13 protein-coding genes and 2 tRNA genes are annotated in these 16,175 nt (G+C 75.0%); 6 read left to right on the top strand and 9 right to left on the bottom strand.

Translation table 11 applies throughout. The features are described 5' to 3' along the window. Position 1 precedes the first annotated feature (1 nt). Complete coding sequence (locus tag ACIRST_RS21690) at positions 2-748, top strand: trypsin-like peptidase domain-containing protein (RefSeq protein WP_350523954.1); 747 nt, start codon at positions 2-4, stop codon at positions 746-748. A gap of 125 nt (positions 749-873) precedes the next feature. Here ACIRST_RS21690 and ACIRST_RS21685 read toward each other — a convergent pair. After that, positions 874-946: transfer RNA gene (locus ACIRST_RS21685), tRNA-Asn, on the bottom strand. Between the two features lie 61 nt (positions 947-1,007). Further along, positions 1,008-1,080: transfer RNA gene (locus tag ACIRST_RS21680), tRNA-Asn, on the bottom strand. 231 nt (positions 1,081-1,311) lie between these two features. On the opposite strand from ACIRST_RS21680, the gene ACIRST_RS21675 reads away from it, so the two are divergent. From ACIRST_RS21675 to ACIRST_RS21665, 3 genes are all read left to right on the top strand, one after another. Then, positions 1,312-1,617: a hypothetical protein gene (locus tag ACIRST_RS21675; RefSeq protein ID WP_396549523.1), complete on the top strand. Its 306-nt coding sequence runs from the start codon at positions 1,312-1,314 to the stop codon at positions 1,615-1,617. Positions 1,618-1,724: 107 nt separating this feature from the next. Beyond that, positions 1,725-3,158 carry an FGGY family carbohydrate kinase gene (locus ACIRST_RS21670; protein ID WP_350523952.1) on the top strand — a complete coding sequence of 478 codons (1,434 nt, stop codon included), beginning with the start codon at positions 1,725-1,727 and terminating at the stop codon, positions 3,156-3,158. Positions 3,159-3,656: 498 nt separating this feature from the next. Continuing rightward, the gene (locus tag ACIRST_RS21665; RefSeq protein WP_402803640.1) at positions 3,657-4,802 is read left to right on the top strand and encodes a DUF2690 domain-containing protein; all 1,146 of its coding nucleotides are present in this window, start codon (positions 3,657-3,659) and stop codon (positions 4,800-4,802) included. Here the strand turns inward: ACIRST_RS21665 and ACIRST_RS21660 are convergent. From ACIRST_RS21660 to ACIRST_RS21640, 5 genes are all read right to left on the bottom strand, one after another. Continuing rightward, entirely contained in the window at positions 4,799-6,001 is a 1,203-nt protein-coding gene (locus ACIRST_RS21660) for an RNA polymerase sigma factor (protein WP_402803638.1), read from the bottom strand. The two genes, ACIRST_RS21665 and ACIRST_RS21660, sit on opposite strands and share 4 nt — an antisense overlap. Positions 6,002-6,121: 120 nt before the next feature. Further along, a complete protein-coding gene (gene dnaG, locus ACIRST_RS21655; RefSeq protein WP_402803636.1) occupies positions 6,122-8,026 on the bottom strand; it encodes a DNA primase in 1,905 nt (634 codons plus the stop codon). Between the two features lie 67 nt (positions 8,027-8,093). Next, the gene (locus ACIRST_RS21650) at positions 8,094-9,401 is read right to left on the bottom strand and encodes a deoxyguanosinetriphosphate triphosphohydrolase (RefSeq protein WP_350523948.1); all 1,308 of its coding nucleotides are present in this window, start codon (positions 9,399-9,401) and stop codon (positions 8,094-8,096) included. Between the two features lie 125 nt (positions 9,402-9,526). Then, the gene (locus ACIRST_RS21645) at positions 9,527-10,525 is read right to left on the bottom strand and encodes an SGNH/GDSL hydrolase family protein (RefSeq protein WP_350523947.1); all 999 of its coding nucleotides are present in this window, start codon (positions 10,523-10,525) and stop codon (positions 9,527-9,529) included. 209 nt (positions 10,526-10,734) lie between these two features. After that, positions 10,735-11,679: a PAC2 family protein gene (locus tag ACIRST_RS21640; protein ID WP_350523946.1), complete on the bottom strand. Its 945-nt coding sequence runs from the start codon at positions 11,677-11,679 to the stop codon at positions 10,735-10,737. Positions 11,680-12,324: 645 nt separating this feature from the next. Between ACIRST_RS21640 and ACIRST_RS21635 the strand changes: the two genes are divergently transcribed. Then, complete coding sequence (locus tag ACIRST_RS21635; protein ID WP_402803633.1) at positions 12,325-13,059, top strand: GNAT family N-acetyltransferase; 735 nt, start codon at positions 12,325-12,327, stop codon at positions 13,057-13,059. On the opposite strand, the gene ACIRST_RS21630 is transcribed toward ACIRST_RS21635, so the two are convergent. After that, positions 13,049-14,314: an ADP-ribosylglycohydrolase family protein gene (locus tag ACIRST_RS21630; RefSeq protein ID WP_402803631.1), complete on the bottom strand. Its 1,266-nt coding sequence runs from the start codon at positions 14,312-14,314 to the stop codon at positions 13,049-13,051. The two genes, ACIRST_RS21635 and ACIRST_RS21630, sit on opposite strands and share 11 nt — an antisense overlap. A gap of 109 nt (positions 14,315-14,423) precedes the next feature. Here ACIRST_RS21630 and ACIRST_RS21625 point away from each other — a divergent pair, with 109 nt between their 5' ends. After that, positions 14,424-15,419 carry a hypothetical protein gene (locus tag ACIRST_RS21625; RefSeq protein WP_402803629.1) on the top strand — a complete coding sequence of 332 codons (996 nt, stop codon included), beginning with the start codon at positions 14,424-14,426 and terminating at the stop codon, positions 15,417-15,419. A gap of 45 nt (positions 15,420-15,464) precedes the next feature. Here ACIRST_RS21625 and ACIRST_RS21620 read toward each other — a convergent pair whose 3' ends face one another. Beyond that, positions 15,465-15,977: a ribonuclease gene (locus tag ACIRST_RS21620; protein ID WP_350523940.1), complete on the bottom strand. Its 513-nt coding sequence runs from the start codon at positions 15,975-15,977 to the stop codon at positions 15,465-15,467. Positions 15,978-16,175: the final 198 nt, after the last annotated feature.

Raw genomic sequence — 16,175 nt, 5'->3', positions numbered from 1 at the left:
GATGGCCCCCCGCCCGGCACGGCCCGCGCGCACGGTACGCACGGCCGCCCTGGCCGCCCTGCTGCTCGCCGCCTCCACCGCGTGCGGCGGACAGGACGGGACGCCGACCGCCGAGGTGGCGGGCCAGAACCCCGCCCGGGACCGGATCGGCACGCTCTCCCTCCACACCGCGCAGGGCCCCCGGGCCTGCACCGCCAGCGTCGTGCAGAGCCCCCGGCACAACCTGCTGGTGACCGCGGCGCACTGCGTGCAGAGCCGCCGGATCGGCCTGCTGGACGGCCTGGTGTTCACCCCGGGCTACCGCAACGGGTCCACCCCGTACGGGACTTGGCCGGTGCAGTCGGTCACCGTCGACCCGCACTGGGCCTCCGACGACGACCCGGAGTACGACGTGGCGTTCGTGACGGTGGGCACGGTCGACGGCCGGCAGATCGAGGACACGGTCGGCGGCAACCCGATCGCCACCGGGGAGGGCTTCGGCCTGTCGGTCTCGGTGACCGGCTACCCGAACGCGAGCGACGAGCCGATCACCTGCTCGGTGCGGACCCGCTCGCAGAGCGCCACCCAGGAACGCTTCGACTGCGGCGGCTACACCGACGGCACCAGCGGCAGCCCGTGGGTGACCGAGAAGGGCACCGTGGTCGGCGTGATCGGCGGCTACCAGGAGGGCGGGGAGACCCCGAGCACCTCGTACAGCGTGACCTTCGACCAGCGGGTGACCGACCTCTACCGGAAGGCGACCACCTGATTCCGGGGCCACCCGGGGCGGCGTCACGACGTGACGTACGCAACACCGTGCGACGGCAACACGAAGACCCCCCGGTCGACCGAGGGGCCTTCGCTCTGAGCAGTCACCGGGCGCACCCGGTGCAGCTCCCGCAATTGGACTCGAACCAATAACCTGCCGATTAACAGTCGGCTGCTCTGCCAATTGAGCTATGCGGGATCGCGGCACCAACCTGCGTACCACGGACGGGACCAGGACCTCGAAGAGTCCTCCTCCCGAGCTCCCCCAATTGGACTCGAACCAATAACCTGCCGATTAACAGTCGGCTGCTCTGCCAATTGAGCTATGGGGGATCGGCTTCCGCCCCGGCCCCCGGTTTCCCGGGCTCCGCGGCGCTCGCTGCGGGACATACATTAGCGCACTCGGGGGGGTGGTCCGCCAATCGCTTTCGCCGGTTGCCCCGGGGTTGCCGCCCGGCGTGCCCGGCGCGCGCCCCCGGCCGCGTCCGGGGATGCTGGGGGCGCGGACGGTTCGCCGTCCCGACGGACGGGTAGGGCAATGCGGCAGAAGGCCGCCAGGAGAGGGTGGATCCGACCATGTGGAAGCTGTCGTTGGCCGCGGGCTTCGCGGCCGGCTACGTGCTGGGCTCGCGGGCCGGGCGTCGGCGCTACGAGCAGATCGCCAGGGTCACCCGGCAGATCGCCCGGAACCCCACGGTGCAGAGCGCGGCCGACCGGGCGCGGCACCAGGCCGGCGCGGTGGCCGGGAAGGCCGCGGGCGCGGTCGCCGACCGGGTCGGCGACCGGCTGCCGCCGTCCGTCACCGACCGGGTGCCGTACTTCAACCGGGCCCGGGCGGAGGACGACGGCTGGGGTACCTTCCGCCCGTGACGGGACGGTGACCCGAAGGCGAAGCGGGACCCAACCGGTGGTCCCGAACGGGCAACGGCTCACCCGGCCCGGACGCGTCCCGGGCCGGGCTGAGGCATGATCTCGACATGGCCATCGTCGCGGGGATAGACAGCTCGACCAGCCGTACCCGGATCGTCGCGTGCGACACGGAAACCGGGGCCGTCCTGCGCTCCGGCAAGGCGCCGCACCCCGTGCCCGAGGACCAGGACCTGCGCCCCGGCGAGGCCGACCCGCAGGTCTGGCTGCACTCGCTCGGCGACGCCGCCGCCGGCGGCCTGCTGGAGGGCGTCCGGGCGATCGGCGTCAGCGCGCAGCAGCACGGCATGATCGGCCTGGACGCGGGCGGGGTGCAGGTCCGGCCCGCGATCCTGTGGAACGACCCGCGCTCCAGCGGCGCCGCCGCCAAGCTGCTGGACGCCCTCGGCGGCCCGGCCGGCTGGACCGCCGCGATCGGCGCCGTGCCCGCCCCGACGTACACCATCGCCAAGCTGCGCTGGCTGGCCGAGTTCGAGCCCGCCAACGCCCGCCGGGTCGCCGAGGTGCTGCTGCCGCACGACTGGCTGGTCTGGCAGCTGCTCGGCCACCCCAAGCGCCGCACCACCGATCGCGGCGACGCCTCCGGCACCGGCTACTGGTCGCCGATCACCGGCGAGTACCGGCAGGACCTGATCGAGCTGGCGCTCGGCCACGGGCTCAGGGTGCCCGACGTCCTCGGCCCCGCCGAGCCCGCCGGGCACACCCCCGAAGGCCTGCTGATCTCGGCGGGCACCGGGGACAACATGGCCGCCGCCCTGGGCCTGGGCCTGCGCCCGGGCGACGCGGTGGTCTCGCTCGGCAGTGCCGGGACGATCTTCGCGGTGCACGAGGAGGCCGTGGTGGACGCCTCCGGCCTGGTGTCCTCCTTCGCCGACGCCAGCGGCCGCCACCTGCCGATGGTCGCCACCCTCAACGCGGCCCAGGTCCTGCTCTCCACCGCCGCGCTGCTCGGCCGGGACCTGGAGGGCCTGAGCGACCTCGCCCTGCACTCCTCCCCCGGCGCGTACGGCCTGGTGCTGCTGCCCTACCTGGACGGCGAGCGCACCCCCGCGCTGCCGCACGCGGCCGGCACCCTGACCGGCCTGCGCGCCGAGGCGATGACGCCCCAGCACCTGGCCCGGGCCGCCGTCGAGGGCATGCTGTGCAACATCGCGGACGCGCTGGACGTGCTGCGCGCCCAGGGCGTCGGGGTGAAGCGGGTCTTCCTGCTCGGCACGGCCGGGCGGCTGCCCGCCGTCCGGCACATCGCCCCGATGCTGTTCGGCGCCCCGGTCGTGGTGCCGCCGCCGGGCGCGCACGCCGCCCGCGGGGCCGCCCGGCAGGCCGCCTGGGCGCTGGCGGGCACCGTGGAGCCGCCGGAGTGGGAGCTGCCGGACGCGCAGACCGTCGAGCCCGACGGGGAACAGGACCTGGCGATCGGCTCGGCGGTGCGGCAGCAGTACCGCGCCGCCCGCGACCAGATCCACCCGGAGGCGTCGGCCTGACCGACCGGCCGCGGTGGCGGCCGTCCTCACCCGCCGGTGCTGCGGCGCCGGCCCGCCCCGCCCGAGGAGCACGGGGTGCCGGCCCGGCGCGCCTGCGCCACCGGGCCGCCGCGGGAACGTCACGGCGGGAGGGCGCAGCGAAGCGCCCTCCCGCCGGTTGTCCCGGGCGGGCCGGGGCAGCCTCCCCCCGCGAGGCTGCCCCGGCCCGGTGGGGGAACCGGGACGGATTCCGGACGGCCGACGCGCGTCCGTCCGGAATCCGGACGGACCCGTCGGACGGCCGACCGCTCCGACCAGAGAACTCTGCACGACGGCCACATGGTTGTTCGAGCGTCACCTGGGCTTGTGAGACACTTCCGTCCGTCTCAGCGCCATGACCAGGGGATTGAGACGCCAGGCCGATGAGGTTGGAGACGCGGAGACACCCGAACGGCCCGGGCCGGAGCCCGTTCCGCCCGTTCACGTCCCCCGTTCCGCCCCTCACATTTGGAAGGCCGCATGGGTTCCGCCTGGAAGAACCTGCCCGAGGAGTTGTCAGAGCCCGCCAGACGCCTGGCCGAAGAGCTCCGGGCCATCAAGGACGCCGCCGGACTCTCGCTGTCCGAGCTGGCCTCGCGCACGCACTACAGCCGGGCCTCGTGGGAGCGCTGGCTGAACGGCAAGCGGGTCGTCACCGAGCAGGCGCTGGACGCGCTGATCGGGGCGGTGGACTGCGACGGGACGGCGCTGCGCGCGCTCTGGGAGCGGGCGGTGACGGCGCCCGGGGAACCGGCCGAGCCGTCGGGCGCCCCGGCGGGAACGCCGCCCCACGACGGGTCCGGCGAGGCCGTCGAGGCCGTCGCCCCCGTCGAGCCCGTCACGCCCGGTACGGGGTCCGCCGGGGAACCGGACGAGGCGCTGGTGACCGGCCAGGCGCCGGAGCCCGCCCCCGTCGCCTGGTGGCGGCGCCCGGCGGCGCTGCTCACCGGCGCGGCGGTGCTGGCGGCCCTGCTGGTGCTGGTCGGCCTGCGCGCCGCCCGGCACGACGGAGCGCAGACCGCCGCCGGGCCGCACCCCGCCCCCTCCGCGGTCGCCACCGCCGCCCCGGCAGCCACCCCGTCCCCGGCCGCGACCACCTCCGGCGCCCGGCCCATCCCGGCCGCTCCCACCTGCCAGGCCATGGGCTGCGACCACAAGGACCCCAAGTACACCGGCTGCGGCAAGGACGCGCGGACCCTGCACACCGACGTGATCGGCAAGGTGGTGATCTACCTCCGCTACAGCCAGGCCTGCCAGGCCGCGTGGGCCGCGATCACCGAGGGCGAGCCGAACGACTTCGCGACGATCATCGACAGCACCGGCGACAGCGAGCAGGCGCTCATCCACTACGGGTACGACAACTACTCGCAGATGCTGAACGCGTCGGACCCGACGATCGGGTTCCACCTCTGCGGGCACCAGCCGGCCGGGGACCTCTGCACCTCGGAGGTCTTCGACCTGGCCTCCGTGGTGGCCTCGACCCCGATCCCGATCGGCCCCGCCTCCCCGCCGCCGGGCACCGGAGCGGGCGCGGCCACCACCCCCGCGGCGGACCCGACGGCGGCCCCGGCCCCAGCCCCGGCGACGGCCCCGGCAGCCGCGACCGACTCGCCGACGCCGTCCTAGTCGAGGTACCCGCGCAGCTGCTCGGCGAAGGCGTGGTCGCGCAGCTTGACCAGCGTCTTCGACTCGATCTGGCGGATCCGCTCCCGCGTCACGCCGAAGACCGCGCCGATCTCCTCCAGCGTGCGGGGGCGCCCGTCGTCCAGCCCGTAACGGAGCTGGACGACCTGGCGCTCCCGCTCGCCCAGGGTGGCCAGCACCGCGTCGAGGTGCTGGCGCAGCAGCAGGAAGGTCGCGGACTCGGCGGGCGAGGCGGCGTCGGCGTCCTCGATCAGGTCGCCGAGCGCGACGTCGTCCTCCTCGCCGACCGGGGTGTGTAGCGAGATCGGCTCCTGGGCCAGCCGGAGCAGCTCCCGCACCCGTTCCGCGGTCAGCTCCAGGACGGCGGCGATCTCGGCCGCGGTCGGCTCCAGGCCGCGCTCCTGCAGCAGTCCCCGCTGGACCCGGACCACCCGGTTGATCAGCTCGACCACGTGGACCGGCACCCGGATCGTCCGGGCCTGGTCGGCCAGGGCCCGGCTCATCGACTGGCGGATCCACCAGGTCGCGTACGTGGAGAACTTGTAGCCGCGGGCGTAGTCGAACTTCTCCACCGCCCGGATCAGGCCCAGGTTGCCCTCCTGGATCAGGTCCAGCAGGGTCAGCCCGCGGCCGACGTAGCGCTTGGCGACGGAGACCACGAGGCGCAGATTGGCCTCGATCAGCCGGCGCTTGGCGATCCGGCCCCGCACCACCAGGGTGTCCAGCTCGCCGGCCAACGGGTCGGGCGGCGGCGGGTGCCCGTTCAGCCGCTCCTCGGCGAACAGTCCGGCCTCGACCCGGCGGGCCAGCTCGACCTCCTCGACGGCGGTGAGCAGGCGGATCCGGCCGATCTCGCGCAGGTACTGGCGCAGCAGGTCGGCGGCCGGGCCGCCGTTCTCGGCCGGCTCGCGGCGCGCGTCCGCCAGGTCGACGCCGGGGTCTCCCCCGGGATCTCCCCCGGGATCCGCTTCGGGCCCGGCCTCGGGCTCGTGCTCGTGCTCGGACCCGGCCTCCGGACTGTCCGGGTGGCCCTCCGGCAGGCCCTGGGCAGGGACCCGCGCACCGCCCGGGGGCGCCGCCCCGGCCCGGCCGTGGTCGGTCTCCTGCTCCCCGGCCGGTCCGGCGGGGTTCGCTCTCGTACTGGTGGTGGTCGCTGCGGCGAGGCCTTGCTCCACGGGCATCCCCTCGGGGCGGGCGCGACTCTGGCGGACCCGCGCTGTACGGAGGTGGGACGCCCTCCAGTGTGCGGTACGCCACACTCCGTGGCCGAGACTCGTGCGCCGACTTTCTGCGCAACCGTCCTACAGCGCCGCGGCACCCCGGCTCTTGAGCTGGTCGCCGTACTGCTGGAGCTGCCACAGCTCGGTCTGCACCGCGTGCAGCTGCTCGGCGTCGGCCCGGTGGCCGAGCCGCTGGAGGTAGCCGCGGACCTCGTCGATCCGGCGGTCGACGGCCAGCCGGCGCAGCTTGACCAGGAACTCCCCCGCGTAGACCGCGTCCGCCTTGCGGCGCGAGCGCACCGGCTCGACGGTCAGCTCGGTGACCAGCGAGCGCACCCGGTCGTCCGGGGAGGCCTCACGCACCGCGCTGGTGAAGTCCGGCAGGGTCGCACCGTACGCGGCGCCGCCCGCCTTGGCGATGGCCTGCCGGACGGCGGTGTACGGCGGGGTCGGGAACTCGTCCTCGCCGTAGTGGTCGAAGGCCGGGCTGACCAGGTCCGGGTGCTGCAGAGCCAGCTTCAGCAGCTCGCGCTCGACGAACTGGGCCGGGTCGCGCGGGTTGAGCCGGAAGGCGGCCTGCGCGGGGCGCGCCGGCTGCACCGGCTCGGGGCGGCGCTGCGCGGCACCGCGCGGGTTCTGCTGGCGCTCGCGGTCCCAGCGGGCCAGCTGGGAGACCCGGCGCACCACGAAGGGCTCGTCCAGGATGCCGAGCATGCCGGCCAGCCGGACGGCGTACTCGTGCTGGATCGAGCGGTCCTTGATCTTGGCGACGATCGGGGCCGCCTCCTCCAGCGCCGCCGAGCGACCCTCCGGGGTGTCCACCCGGTGCCGGGCCACCACCGAGGTCAGCGCGAACTCGAACAGCGGGACCGGGTTGTCGATCAGCTGCTTGACCGCCTCGTCGCCCTGGGCCAGGCGCAGCTCGCACGGGTCCATGCCCCCCGGGCTGACCGCGATGGAGGTCTTGGCGGCGAACTTCTGGTCGTCCTCGAAGGCCCGCAGCGCGGCCTTCTGGCCCGCGGCGTCGCCGTCGAAGGTGAAGACCGTCTCGCCCCGGTACTGGGAGGTGTCCATCAGCAGCCGACGGATGATCTTGATGTGGTCCTCGGCGAACGCGGTGCCGCAGGTGGCCACCGCCGAGGTCACCCCCGCCAGGTGGCAGGCCATCACGTCGGTGTAGCCCTCGACCACCACCGCCCGGCCCGACTTGGCGATCTCCTTCTTCGCCAGGTCGATGCCGTACAGCACGTGGGACTTCTTGTAGATCGGCGTCTCGGGGGTGTTCAGGTACTTCGGGCCGTTGTCGTCCTCGCGCAGTCGGCGGGCGCCGAAGCCGACCACCTCGCCGGCGATGTCCCGGATCGGCCACACCAGCCGGCCGCGGAAGCGGTCGATCAGGCCGCCGCGCTGGCCCTGCGAGGCCAGGCCGCCGAGCAGGATCTCCTTGTCGGTGAAGCCCTTGCCGCGCAGGTAGCGGACCAGGTGCTCCCAGCCGGCCGGCGCGTAGCCGACGCCGAAGGCCTTGGCCGCCTCCTCGTCGAAGCCGCGCTCGGCCAGGAAGCGGCGGCCGATCTCCGCCTCCGGCGAGGCCAGCTGCTCCCGGTAGTAGGCGGCGGCCACCTTGTGCGCCTCGACCAGGCGGGTGCGCTCGCCCTGCTGGTGGCGCGGGCTGTAGCCGCCCTCCTCGTAGCGCAGCGTGATGCCTGCCTGGGCGGCCATCCGCTCGACGGCCTCGGCGAAGGTGAAGTGCTCGATCTTCATCAGGAAGGCGATGGTGTCGCCGTTCTCCTGGCAGCCGAAGCAGTGGAAGACGCCCTTGGCGGGGTTCACGTAGAAGGAGGCGGACTTCTCGTCGTGGAAGGGGCAGACGCCCTTGTACTCCCCGCCGCCACCGTTGGTCAGCTGTACGTAGTCGCCGACCACCGCGTCGATCGGCAGTGCGCTGCGCACCGCCTGTACGTCTTCGTCCCTGATCCGCCCGGCCACCCCGGAAGTCTACTGGGGTGGCCGGGGTTTCGAGCAGGGGCCGGAGCCGGGCCCGCGGGCCGCGCCGTCACGCCCCGGCGGCGCCCACGAGCTTGGCGTGCAGGGCCAGCGCCGAGGCGTCGGTCAGGGTCGCGATCTGGTCGATGACCGTGCGCAGGGCGGCCCGGTCGTCCTCGGCCTCGCGGTACATCGCGGCGAACACCGGGTCCAGGCCCTCGGGGGCGCGCCGGGTGAGCACGTCCGCCAGCTCGGCGATCACGACCCGCTGGCGGGCCCGCAGCTGGGCCTGCTCGTCGCGCTGCATGACGAAGCGGACGGCGAGCGCCTTGAGCACCGCGCACTCCAGCCGGACGTCCCGCGGCACCACCAGCTCGGCGGCGTAGCGGGTGAGCCGGCCGGGGCCGTAGCGGGCGCGGGTGGCCTGCTCGGCGGCCAGGCAGAAGCGGCCGATCAGCTGGCTGGTGAGGTCCTTCAGCCCGGCCCGGTCGCGCGCCGTGCCGTCGTACGAGCGGGGCCACCACTCCTGGGCGAGCAGCCGGTCCAGGGCGGCGGCCAGCTCCTCCGGCTCGGCGTCGGAGGCGTAGCGCCGGGCGACCTCGAAGACCTCGGTGCGCTCGCTCGGGGCGCGCAGCGCGGCCGGGTCGATGTGGCCGGCCTGGAGGCCGTCCTCGACGTCGTGGGTGGAGTAGGCCACGTCGTCGGACCAGTCCATCACGGTGGCCTCGAAGCACTTGCGCCCGGCCGGGGAGCCGGCCCGCAGCCAGCGGAAGACCGGCAGGTCGTCGGCGTAGACGCCGTACTTGGGCGAGGCCGGGTCGACGGGGTGGGCGCCCTTGGTCCACGGGTACTTGGTGGCGGCGTCGAGCGCGGCGCGGGTCAGGTTGAGGCCGACGCTCCGTCCCGGCCAGGGGGCGAGCCGGGTCGACGGCTCCTCCTTGGGAGCGAACCGCTTGGGTTCCAGCCTGGTCAGGATGCGCAGCGACTGGGCGTTGCCCTCGAAGCCCCCGCACTGCTCGGCGGCCTGGTCGAGGGCCTCCTCGCCGGTGTGACCGAAGGGCGGGTGGCCGATGTCGTGGGCCAGGCAGCCGGCCTCCACCAGGTCCGGGTCGCAGCCCAGGGCCGCGCCCAACTCCCGCCCCACCTGGGCGCATTCGAGGGAGTGGGTGAGCCTGGTCCGCGGGAAGTCGCTGCGCATCGGGGCGACCACCTGGGTGGTGCCGGCCAGCCGGCGCAGCGCCGCGGAGTGCAGCACCCGGGCGCGGTCGCGCTGGAACGCCGTCCGGCCCGGGCGCTTGTCGGGTTCGGGGACCCAGCGGGCCTCGGCGTTGTGGTCGTACGGGATCGGGTCGGCGAGGCGGTGCGCGGTGTCATCCATATGCCCCTCACGGTACGCCGCACCCCCGACACCCGGGATGTGCCGCGCACGAAGGGGCGTGGACGGGAGCGTGAACCCTTGCCCCCACGCCCCTGCGCGCCAGTAGGAGGTGCTGCGGTGGCGGTTCAGCCGCGGACGGCCTTCAGGACGACGCCCGCCACCGCCTCCTGCCCCTTGGCGTTGGGGTGGATCGGCGCCAGACCGCGGGCCGGGAAGGGCGGCTCGATCCACCGCTCGCCCTCCCCCGCGCACATGTCGTGCCCCACCGAGGGCCCGGCCGTGTCCACGAACACCGCGCCGGCCTCCTCCGCGTGCTTCCTGAGCATCCCGTTGAGCTGCTTCTCCTTCTCCACCAGGAAGCCCAGGTCGGGGAGGGCCACCGTCCTGCCGAGCACCGGCAGGCAGCTCGACGGGTCGGCCGGCAGCAGCGTCGGGTACCCGATCACGTACACCCGGGCCTGCGGGGAGCGCCGCTTGATGTCCTGGAGGGCCCGGCCGAGCCGGTCGCCCGCCGTGTCCACCTTGCGCTGGACCTCGTCGGTGCCGTCGGCGGAGGAGTAGTGGTCACGGCACGGCGAGGCGGCGTGGGTCTGCTTGATCACGCCCTTCACCGCGTCCACCAGGTTGTCCTTGGCGCATTCGAGCACGACCTCCATGAAACCGGCGTCGTTGCCGCCGATCCCGAGGGTGACCAGCCGGGTGTCCGCGTCCAGCGCGTCCAGCTGGGCCGGGTTGCGGCCGTTGCCCGTGGTCTGCGGTCCGGTCAGGTCCTCGGTGGTGGCGCCGCTGCAACTGACGTCCCGGAACTGCCCGGACGCCACACCGAGGCCCTTGGCCACCAGCGACGGGTAGTCGACCGCGGAGCGGAAACAGCCGCTCGGCTCGCCGGTCTGCGGCGGGATCTGCATGCCGGCGGTGTACGAGTCGCCGAGGGCGACGTACGGGCCGCCGGGCGGCGGGGTGGGTGTGGCGGACGGGGTCGCGCCGGCCTGCGCGCGAGCGGGCACGGCGCCCGCGAAGCCCTTCCCCCCGCTGTCCGCACCGCTGCCGCCGGTGCACCCGGCCAGCAGCAGCGCGGTCAGCCCGGCCGTCACGGCGACGGTCGGGCGTGTGGTCCTGGGCATGGCATCCCCCCGGGGGTACGACGAGTCACGGTCGGCTCCTCATGGCAGCCCGTCCCCCGGGCACCTCAGGCTCCAACGTACGGCCGCCGGGGATGACTCCCGCCTCCGCGAAATCCTTCCAAGGGGAACCCGCGTCCCCGACGGGAACGCCATCGGGGCCGCCCGCGCGGGGCGCCTGCCCCGCTGCCGCGGTGCGCGTCGGCGTGCGGCTACTCCGCGCCGCGCTCGTGCTCGGCCAGGAACTGCTCGAAGCGCCGCCCCAGTTCGTCCGCCGACGGCAGGTCCGTCGGCTCGGCCAGCAGGCTCTCCCGGCCCTCGGCGCCGGCCACCGCGTCGTACTGGCCCTCCATGCCGCGGATCGCCGAGCGCAACTCGCCGTCCCCCTGCGTCAGCTGCTCCTCGATGTCGGCGTAGACCTCGCCGACCCGCTCGCGCAGCCGGGTGCCGGGCAGCACCAGCCCGGTGGCGGACTGCACCGCCTCCAGGACCAGTACGGCCGCCGCCGGGTAGGCCGAGCGGGCCACGTAGTGCGGGACGTGCACGGCGAAGCCCAGGACGTCGTGCCCGGCCTCCGCCAGGCGGTACTCCAGCAGCGCCTGCGCACTGCCCGGCACCTGGGCCTGCTCGAACCACTGCGGGTACCCGGGCGCGAGGTCGAGCCGGTTGCCGTGCGGCGTCAGGCCGACCGGGCGGGTGTGCGGCACGCCCATCGGGATGCCGTGGAAGTCGATCGAGAGGCGCACCTCGAAGCGCTCCACCAGCTCGCGGACGGCGCCCGCGAAGCGCTCCCACTCGACGTCCGGCTCGGGGCCGGTGAGCAGCAGGAACGGCGCGCCCGCCGCGTCGTGGACGAGCTGGAGCAGGATCTCCGGCGGGTCGTAGGACGTCCAGTGGTCGCGGTCGAAGACCATCGCCGGGCGGCGGGCCCGGTAGTCGACCAGCCGGTCGTGGTCGAAACGGGCCACCACCTGCGGCGATCCCGTCTCCAGCAGGTGGGCCACCACCTGGCCGCCGGCCTCGCCGGCGTCCATGAAGCCCTCGAAGTGCTGGAGCAGCACCAGACCGGCGCCGGTGTCGCGCAACTGCGCGGTGGCCGCGGCCACCGCGGCCACGCCCTGCTGATCCAGCTCGTACAGCGCCTGGAAGTCACGCACCGCGCACCCAACCCCGTTCTCTGCTCGTCGTCCGACCGGCTTCTCGTCCTCTCCAGCGTGCCGGGCGCCGCCGGAATTCCCGCCACGCCGGACGACTCCTCCGGGGCCGCGGCCGACCGCTCCGGACCATGATCGCACTCGGAGGAAGAATCCCTGGTCACGGGCGTGCGGGGGCCCGTTCCGGGGCGCGCCGGAGCGGCCCGCGCGGCCATTCGCGCGCCGCGAAGTGACGCACCGCCTTCTGGCGGGTATCGTCCTCTCGCTGCCTCGCATCGTCGCGTCGTCGTCACGTCGTCCGTAACGCCGTCGGCCACGTCCCGGTCCGGTGCTCGGCCAGCCACCCACGACGCATCTTGCCTTCACCTGGCCGCCTGCTTCCCTTCGCGCTCTCGTTTCCTTCTCGGCCATTTCGCGGACGCACACTGTCCCCTCGCTCTTCCCGCCGGACCGGTCCGAGGACCCGTGTCCGTTCCGGCACCCCGCGCCGCCCGTTCCGGGCCGCCGCCCCCGCCCCGCCCGACCGGATCCTCCGGCGTGCACGGCTACCCGGCGGACGGTCGCGGGCCGGGGCGAAACGTCCACCGCACCCCGTGCCGCACCCCGGCCCGGGAGGCACCCTCCGACCGATGAAGGACCGAAGGTTCCGTGCCCGTACCTGTCATCCTCACCGGCCGCACCGTGCGGCTGGAGCCTCTCGCCGCGCACCACGCCGAGGCCATCGCCGAGGCCGGCGCCGAGGACCGTACGACCTACGCCTTCACCCCCGTCCCGCACGGCCTGGAAGCGGCCCGCGACTACATCGCGCGTGCCCTCGCCGACCAGGCCGCAGGACGGTCGCTGCCGTTCGCGACGGTGAACGTCGCCGACGGCCGGGTGGTGGGCTCCACCCGGTTCCTGGAACTGGACTACTGGCAGGGCCCGATGGTGTGGCCGCCGGTGCCCGGCGTGCCGTTCGGCGATCCGGCCACGGCCGTGCCGGACGCCGCCGAGATCGGCAACACCTGGCTCTCGCCGCGCGCCCAGGGCACCGGCATCAACACCGAGGCCAAGCTGCTGATGCTGCGCCACGCCTTCGAGACGTGGGGCGTGCAGCGGATCTCGCTGCGCGCGGACGCCCGCAACCAGCGCTCGCGCGCCGCGATCGAGCGGCTCGGCGCGACCTCGGAGGGCGTGCGCCGGGCCCACTCCCGCGGGCTGGACGGGGTGGTGCGGTCCACCGCGTTCTACTCGATCCTCGACGCCGAGTGGCCGGCCGTCCGGGACATCATCGAGCTGCGGATCGCCGCCGCCACCTCGCCGAGCGCCCCGGATCCGGCGATCAACCAGGAGTGCCTTAGACACGGCGGCAGCGGCGCCGGGCACCTGATGATCACGGCCTGACCGGGGACCACCTGCCGGTCACGGCGTTCCTCAGGGCCCACGTGAGGACGGCCGGGCCGTGCGGGTCCCCGGGCGGCACCGGCCAGCGGTCGTGGGTCGACTCGACGACCGCCGAGGCCGGACGCCAGCCGCCGCGGACCCGGGTGACTGTCACCTCCCAGACCGGGTGGCCGTCCCCGGGCCGGCAGATCCTGACCGAACCCTCGTGGGTGTGCACCGCCCAACGGTGGTCCAGCACGTCCGTGTGCCGCCCGGCGCGCAGGTGCTGCCACTGTTCGTCGGTCCACTCCACGTCGGGGACGGGGTGCGGCCGCGGAACCAGCATGTCCGCACGCCCCCGGCCGCCGGTGACGGATCCGGGCTCCGGGAAGGCCCAGGCGGGCAGCGGCTCCCGGGCGGCCAGCCAGCCCGGCGGGATTCCCGCCGTGCCGGTGTGCGCGGCGACCACTCCCCCGGTGATCGCGGCCACGGTGTCCATGTCGCCGCCGGCCGCGATCGCCTCCCACACCGCCGCCGGGTAGTCGGCCAACCGCCGGGCGGCGCACCACAGGGCGTACGGGACGGTGTCGGCGGCGGAGGTCCGGCTGCCGTTGCCGAGCACCTTCGCGGCGACCCGGAGGTCCGGTTCGGCCAGCAGCGCGGTCGCCTCGATCAGACCGTCGCGCACGGCGCCCGGCGGGGTGCGGTGGGCGACGGCTCCCAGGAAGGACTCCGGCGTCGTACCCCCGGTCCTGGCCCGCACCGCCAGCGCCGCCGCGACCGCGACGGCGACGGTCCCGTCCACGGCCTGCGGGTGGGTGTGCGTGACGACCGCGGTGCGCGCGGCCTGCCGCGCCGCCTCGTCGAGGTCGTCCGCGTACGCCGCCCCGAGCGGGGCGACCCGCATCGCGGCGCCGTTGCCGTACGAGCCCTGGCCGTCGAAGAGTTCGGCGGCCAGCCGCCGGGCGTCGCCGCCCTCCCGGACCAGCCGGAGCATCCGGTTGGCGGCCGGGCCGTAGCCGCGGTCGAAGTCGTGGCGGCGGGCGAAGGCGTGGGTGAGGTCGAAGGTGTCGATCGTGCCGCGCTCGGCGTGGGCGGCGTGCACCGAGCAGGCCATCTCGGTGTCGTCGGTCCACGGCCAGGGGCCGGGCGGGTCGGTACGGGCGGCGAGGTGGGCGCGGGCGGTGCCGGGGACGAAGAACTGGGCTCCGAGGGCGTCACCGACGGAGAGGCCGTTGAGCGCGTCGAGCGCGGGGCCGGCGGATGGGATCGTCATATGGGCACCAGCTCAGCCGGTCGGGCGCCGCTTCGTCAACACGTTTGCCCGGCAGCCCCCGACGAGGGATGTTTCGCATACCTCCGATTCGGGCGGGCAGCACCCAGGCATGACCCGCACGAACCCGCTCCACCCGGTCGCCCTGCTCGGCGCCGACCAGCAGCACATCGCCACCCGGGCGCAGCTGCGCCGGCTCGGGGTGCCCTCCGGCACCATCGCCCATCGACTGCGGCCGGGCGGGCCCTGGCAGCAGGTGCTGCCCCGGGTGATCTGCCTGCAGAGCGGAAGGTTGACGGTCCATCAGAAACTCCGGGCCGCCCTGGCCTACGCGACTCCGAAGGGGCGCGATCCGCAGGTCGGCGAGGTGCTGCTGACCGGCTTCGCGGTGCTGGCCGACGCCGGACTGCCGAGCGCCGGCCACCCGGCCGACCTCACCGCGGTCGATGTCCTGATTCCTCGTCAACGTCGCGTCTGCGACCGGGAGTTCGTCCGGATCCACCGCGCTTCCGGGGTGATGCCGGGCGGCTTCGAGCGGAACGACGGGCTGTGGAGCACCACCGTCGCGCGGGCCCTGGCGGACCTCGCGCCGGGCGAGACCGGGCAGCGCCGGTTCCGGGCGCTGTGCGCCGAGGCCGTCCAGCGGCGGCACTGTGAACTCGGCGATCTGCTGGACCAGTTGCTCACCCGGCCGGGCGCGCTCGGGCTGCCGCACGTGGCCCGGGTGGTGGAGGACCTGACCGCCGGGGTGCGCTCGGTGGTCGAGGGCGAGGCCCGCGAACTGCTCGCGCACGCGGGCCTGCCCGAACCGCTGTGGAATCCGGTGCTCTTCCTGGACGGGCGCTTCCTCGCCGTCCCGGACGCCTACTGGCCGCACGCCTGCGTGGCGCTGGAGATCGACTCCCGCGCGTGGCACCTGCGCCCGGCCGACCACGAGCGCGGCCTGGCCCGCGCCAACCGGCTCACCGCCGCCGGCCTCCCGGTCGTCCGCACCACCCCGGTCCAGCTGCGCCGGGACCCGGCCCCGGTACTCCACGAACTGACCGCCCTGGTCACCACCGGCCCCCACGGCCCCCACGGCCGCATCACCTGGCGCCGGGCCAGGTGATGCGAGGTGGCGTCGGGCGAGGGGGGACGGGGTGCCGGCAGCCGTTCAGCAGCGGGGGTCGATCTCCTGGAAGGTGGCGTAGTGGTCCGCGGACCAGTACTGCTCGCCGGCGTTGCCGGTGACGACGCGGCGGGTGCCGCGGTCGTCGGAGCCCGGGGTGACGACGGTGTACTCGTGGTAGTAGCCGTCGGACTTCCGGGGGAGGCGGCTCTCGCGGTTCTCGAAGACGATGCCGTCGCGGTTGTAGGGGTACGGGCCGCCCTTGGCGATCAGGCCGAGGGTGTCCTGGGCCTGGCTGGGGAGCTTGGTGCGGCAGACGTCCGCCAGTGCCGGGTCGGCGGGGACCCAGGTGCCGGACGGCGGGGACGACTTGGGGGCCGAGGGCTTGGGGGCCGCGGACCTGCCCGTCGAGGTGCCGGCGGTGGCGGCCGCCGTGGCGCTCGCGGCGGCCTTGGGGTGGCTGCCGCCGCCCTTGCCGGCGAGCAGGTAGCCGGCTCCGGCGAGGACCACCAGGATCAGGACGGCCACGACGACGAGCGGGCTCTTGCTTCTGGTCATGCGCCCCAGCTTGGCAGGCGCCGGTGCCGCGGGAGCCGCGTCACGCACGTGGCCGAGGCCACACGGACGTACGGCCGGGGGGGGGGGGGGGGGGGGGGGGGGGGGGGCCGCCCCCGGGGCCCGCCCCGGGGGGGGGGCGGGGGGCGGGCGGGGGGGGGCCCCCCCGCCGGGGGGGGGGGGGGGGGGGGGGGGGGCGCG

Origin of the sequence: Kitasatospora sp. NPDC101447 (assembly GCF_044767225.1) — a bacterium.
Lineage (GTDB): Bacteria > Actinomycetota > Actinomycetes > Streptomycetales > Streptomycetaceae > Kitasatospora.
The sequence above is the reverse complement of the archived record's forward strand: the minus strand, read 5'-3'. Positions and strand labels throughout refer to the sequence as shown.

What these genes read in the sequence shown, in the direction of transcription:
- ACIRST_RS21690 (WP_350523954.1), top strand. Translation starts at nt 2, where the DNA reads ATGGCCCCCCGCCCGGCACGGCCCGCGCGCACGGTACGCACGGCCGCC.
- ACIRST_RS21670 (WP_350523952.1), top strand. Translation starts at nt 1,725, where the DNA reads ATGGCCATCGTCGCGGGGATAGACAGCTCGACCAGCCGTACCCGGATC.
- ACIRST_RS21665 (WP_402803640.1), top strand. Translation starts at nt 3,657, where the DNA reads ATGGGTTCCGCCTGGAAGAACCTGCCCGAGGAGTTGTCAGAGCCCGCC.
- ACIRST_RS21660 (WP_402803638.1), bottom strand. Translation starts at nt 6,001, where the DNA reads ATGCCCGTGGAGCAAGGCCTCGCCGCAGCGACCACCACCAGTACGAGA.
- ACIRST_RS21650 (WP_350523948.1), bottom strand. Translation starts at nt 9,401, where the DNA reads ATGGATGACACCGCGCACCGCCTCGCCGACCCGATCCCGTACGACCAC.
- ACIRST_RS21645 (WP_350523947.1), bottom strand. Translation starts at nt 10,525, where the DNA reads ATGCCCAGGACCACACGCCCGACCGTCGCCGTGACGGCCGGGCTGACC.
- ACIRST_RS21630 (WP_402803631.1), bottom strand. Translation starts at nt 14,314, where the DNA reads ATGACGATCCCATCCGCCGGCCCCGCGCTCGACGCGCTCAACGGCCTC.
- ACIRST_RS21625 (WP_402803629.1), top strand. Translation starts at nt 14,424, where the DNA reads ATGACCCGCACGAACCCGCTCCACCCGGTCGCCCTGCTCGGCGCCGAC.
- ACIRST_RS21620 (WP_350523940.1), bottom strand. Translation starts at nt 15,977, where the DNA reads ATGACCAGAAGCAAGAGCCCGCTCGTCGTCGTGGCCGTCCTGATCCTG.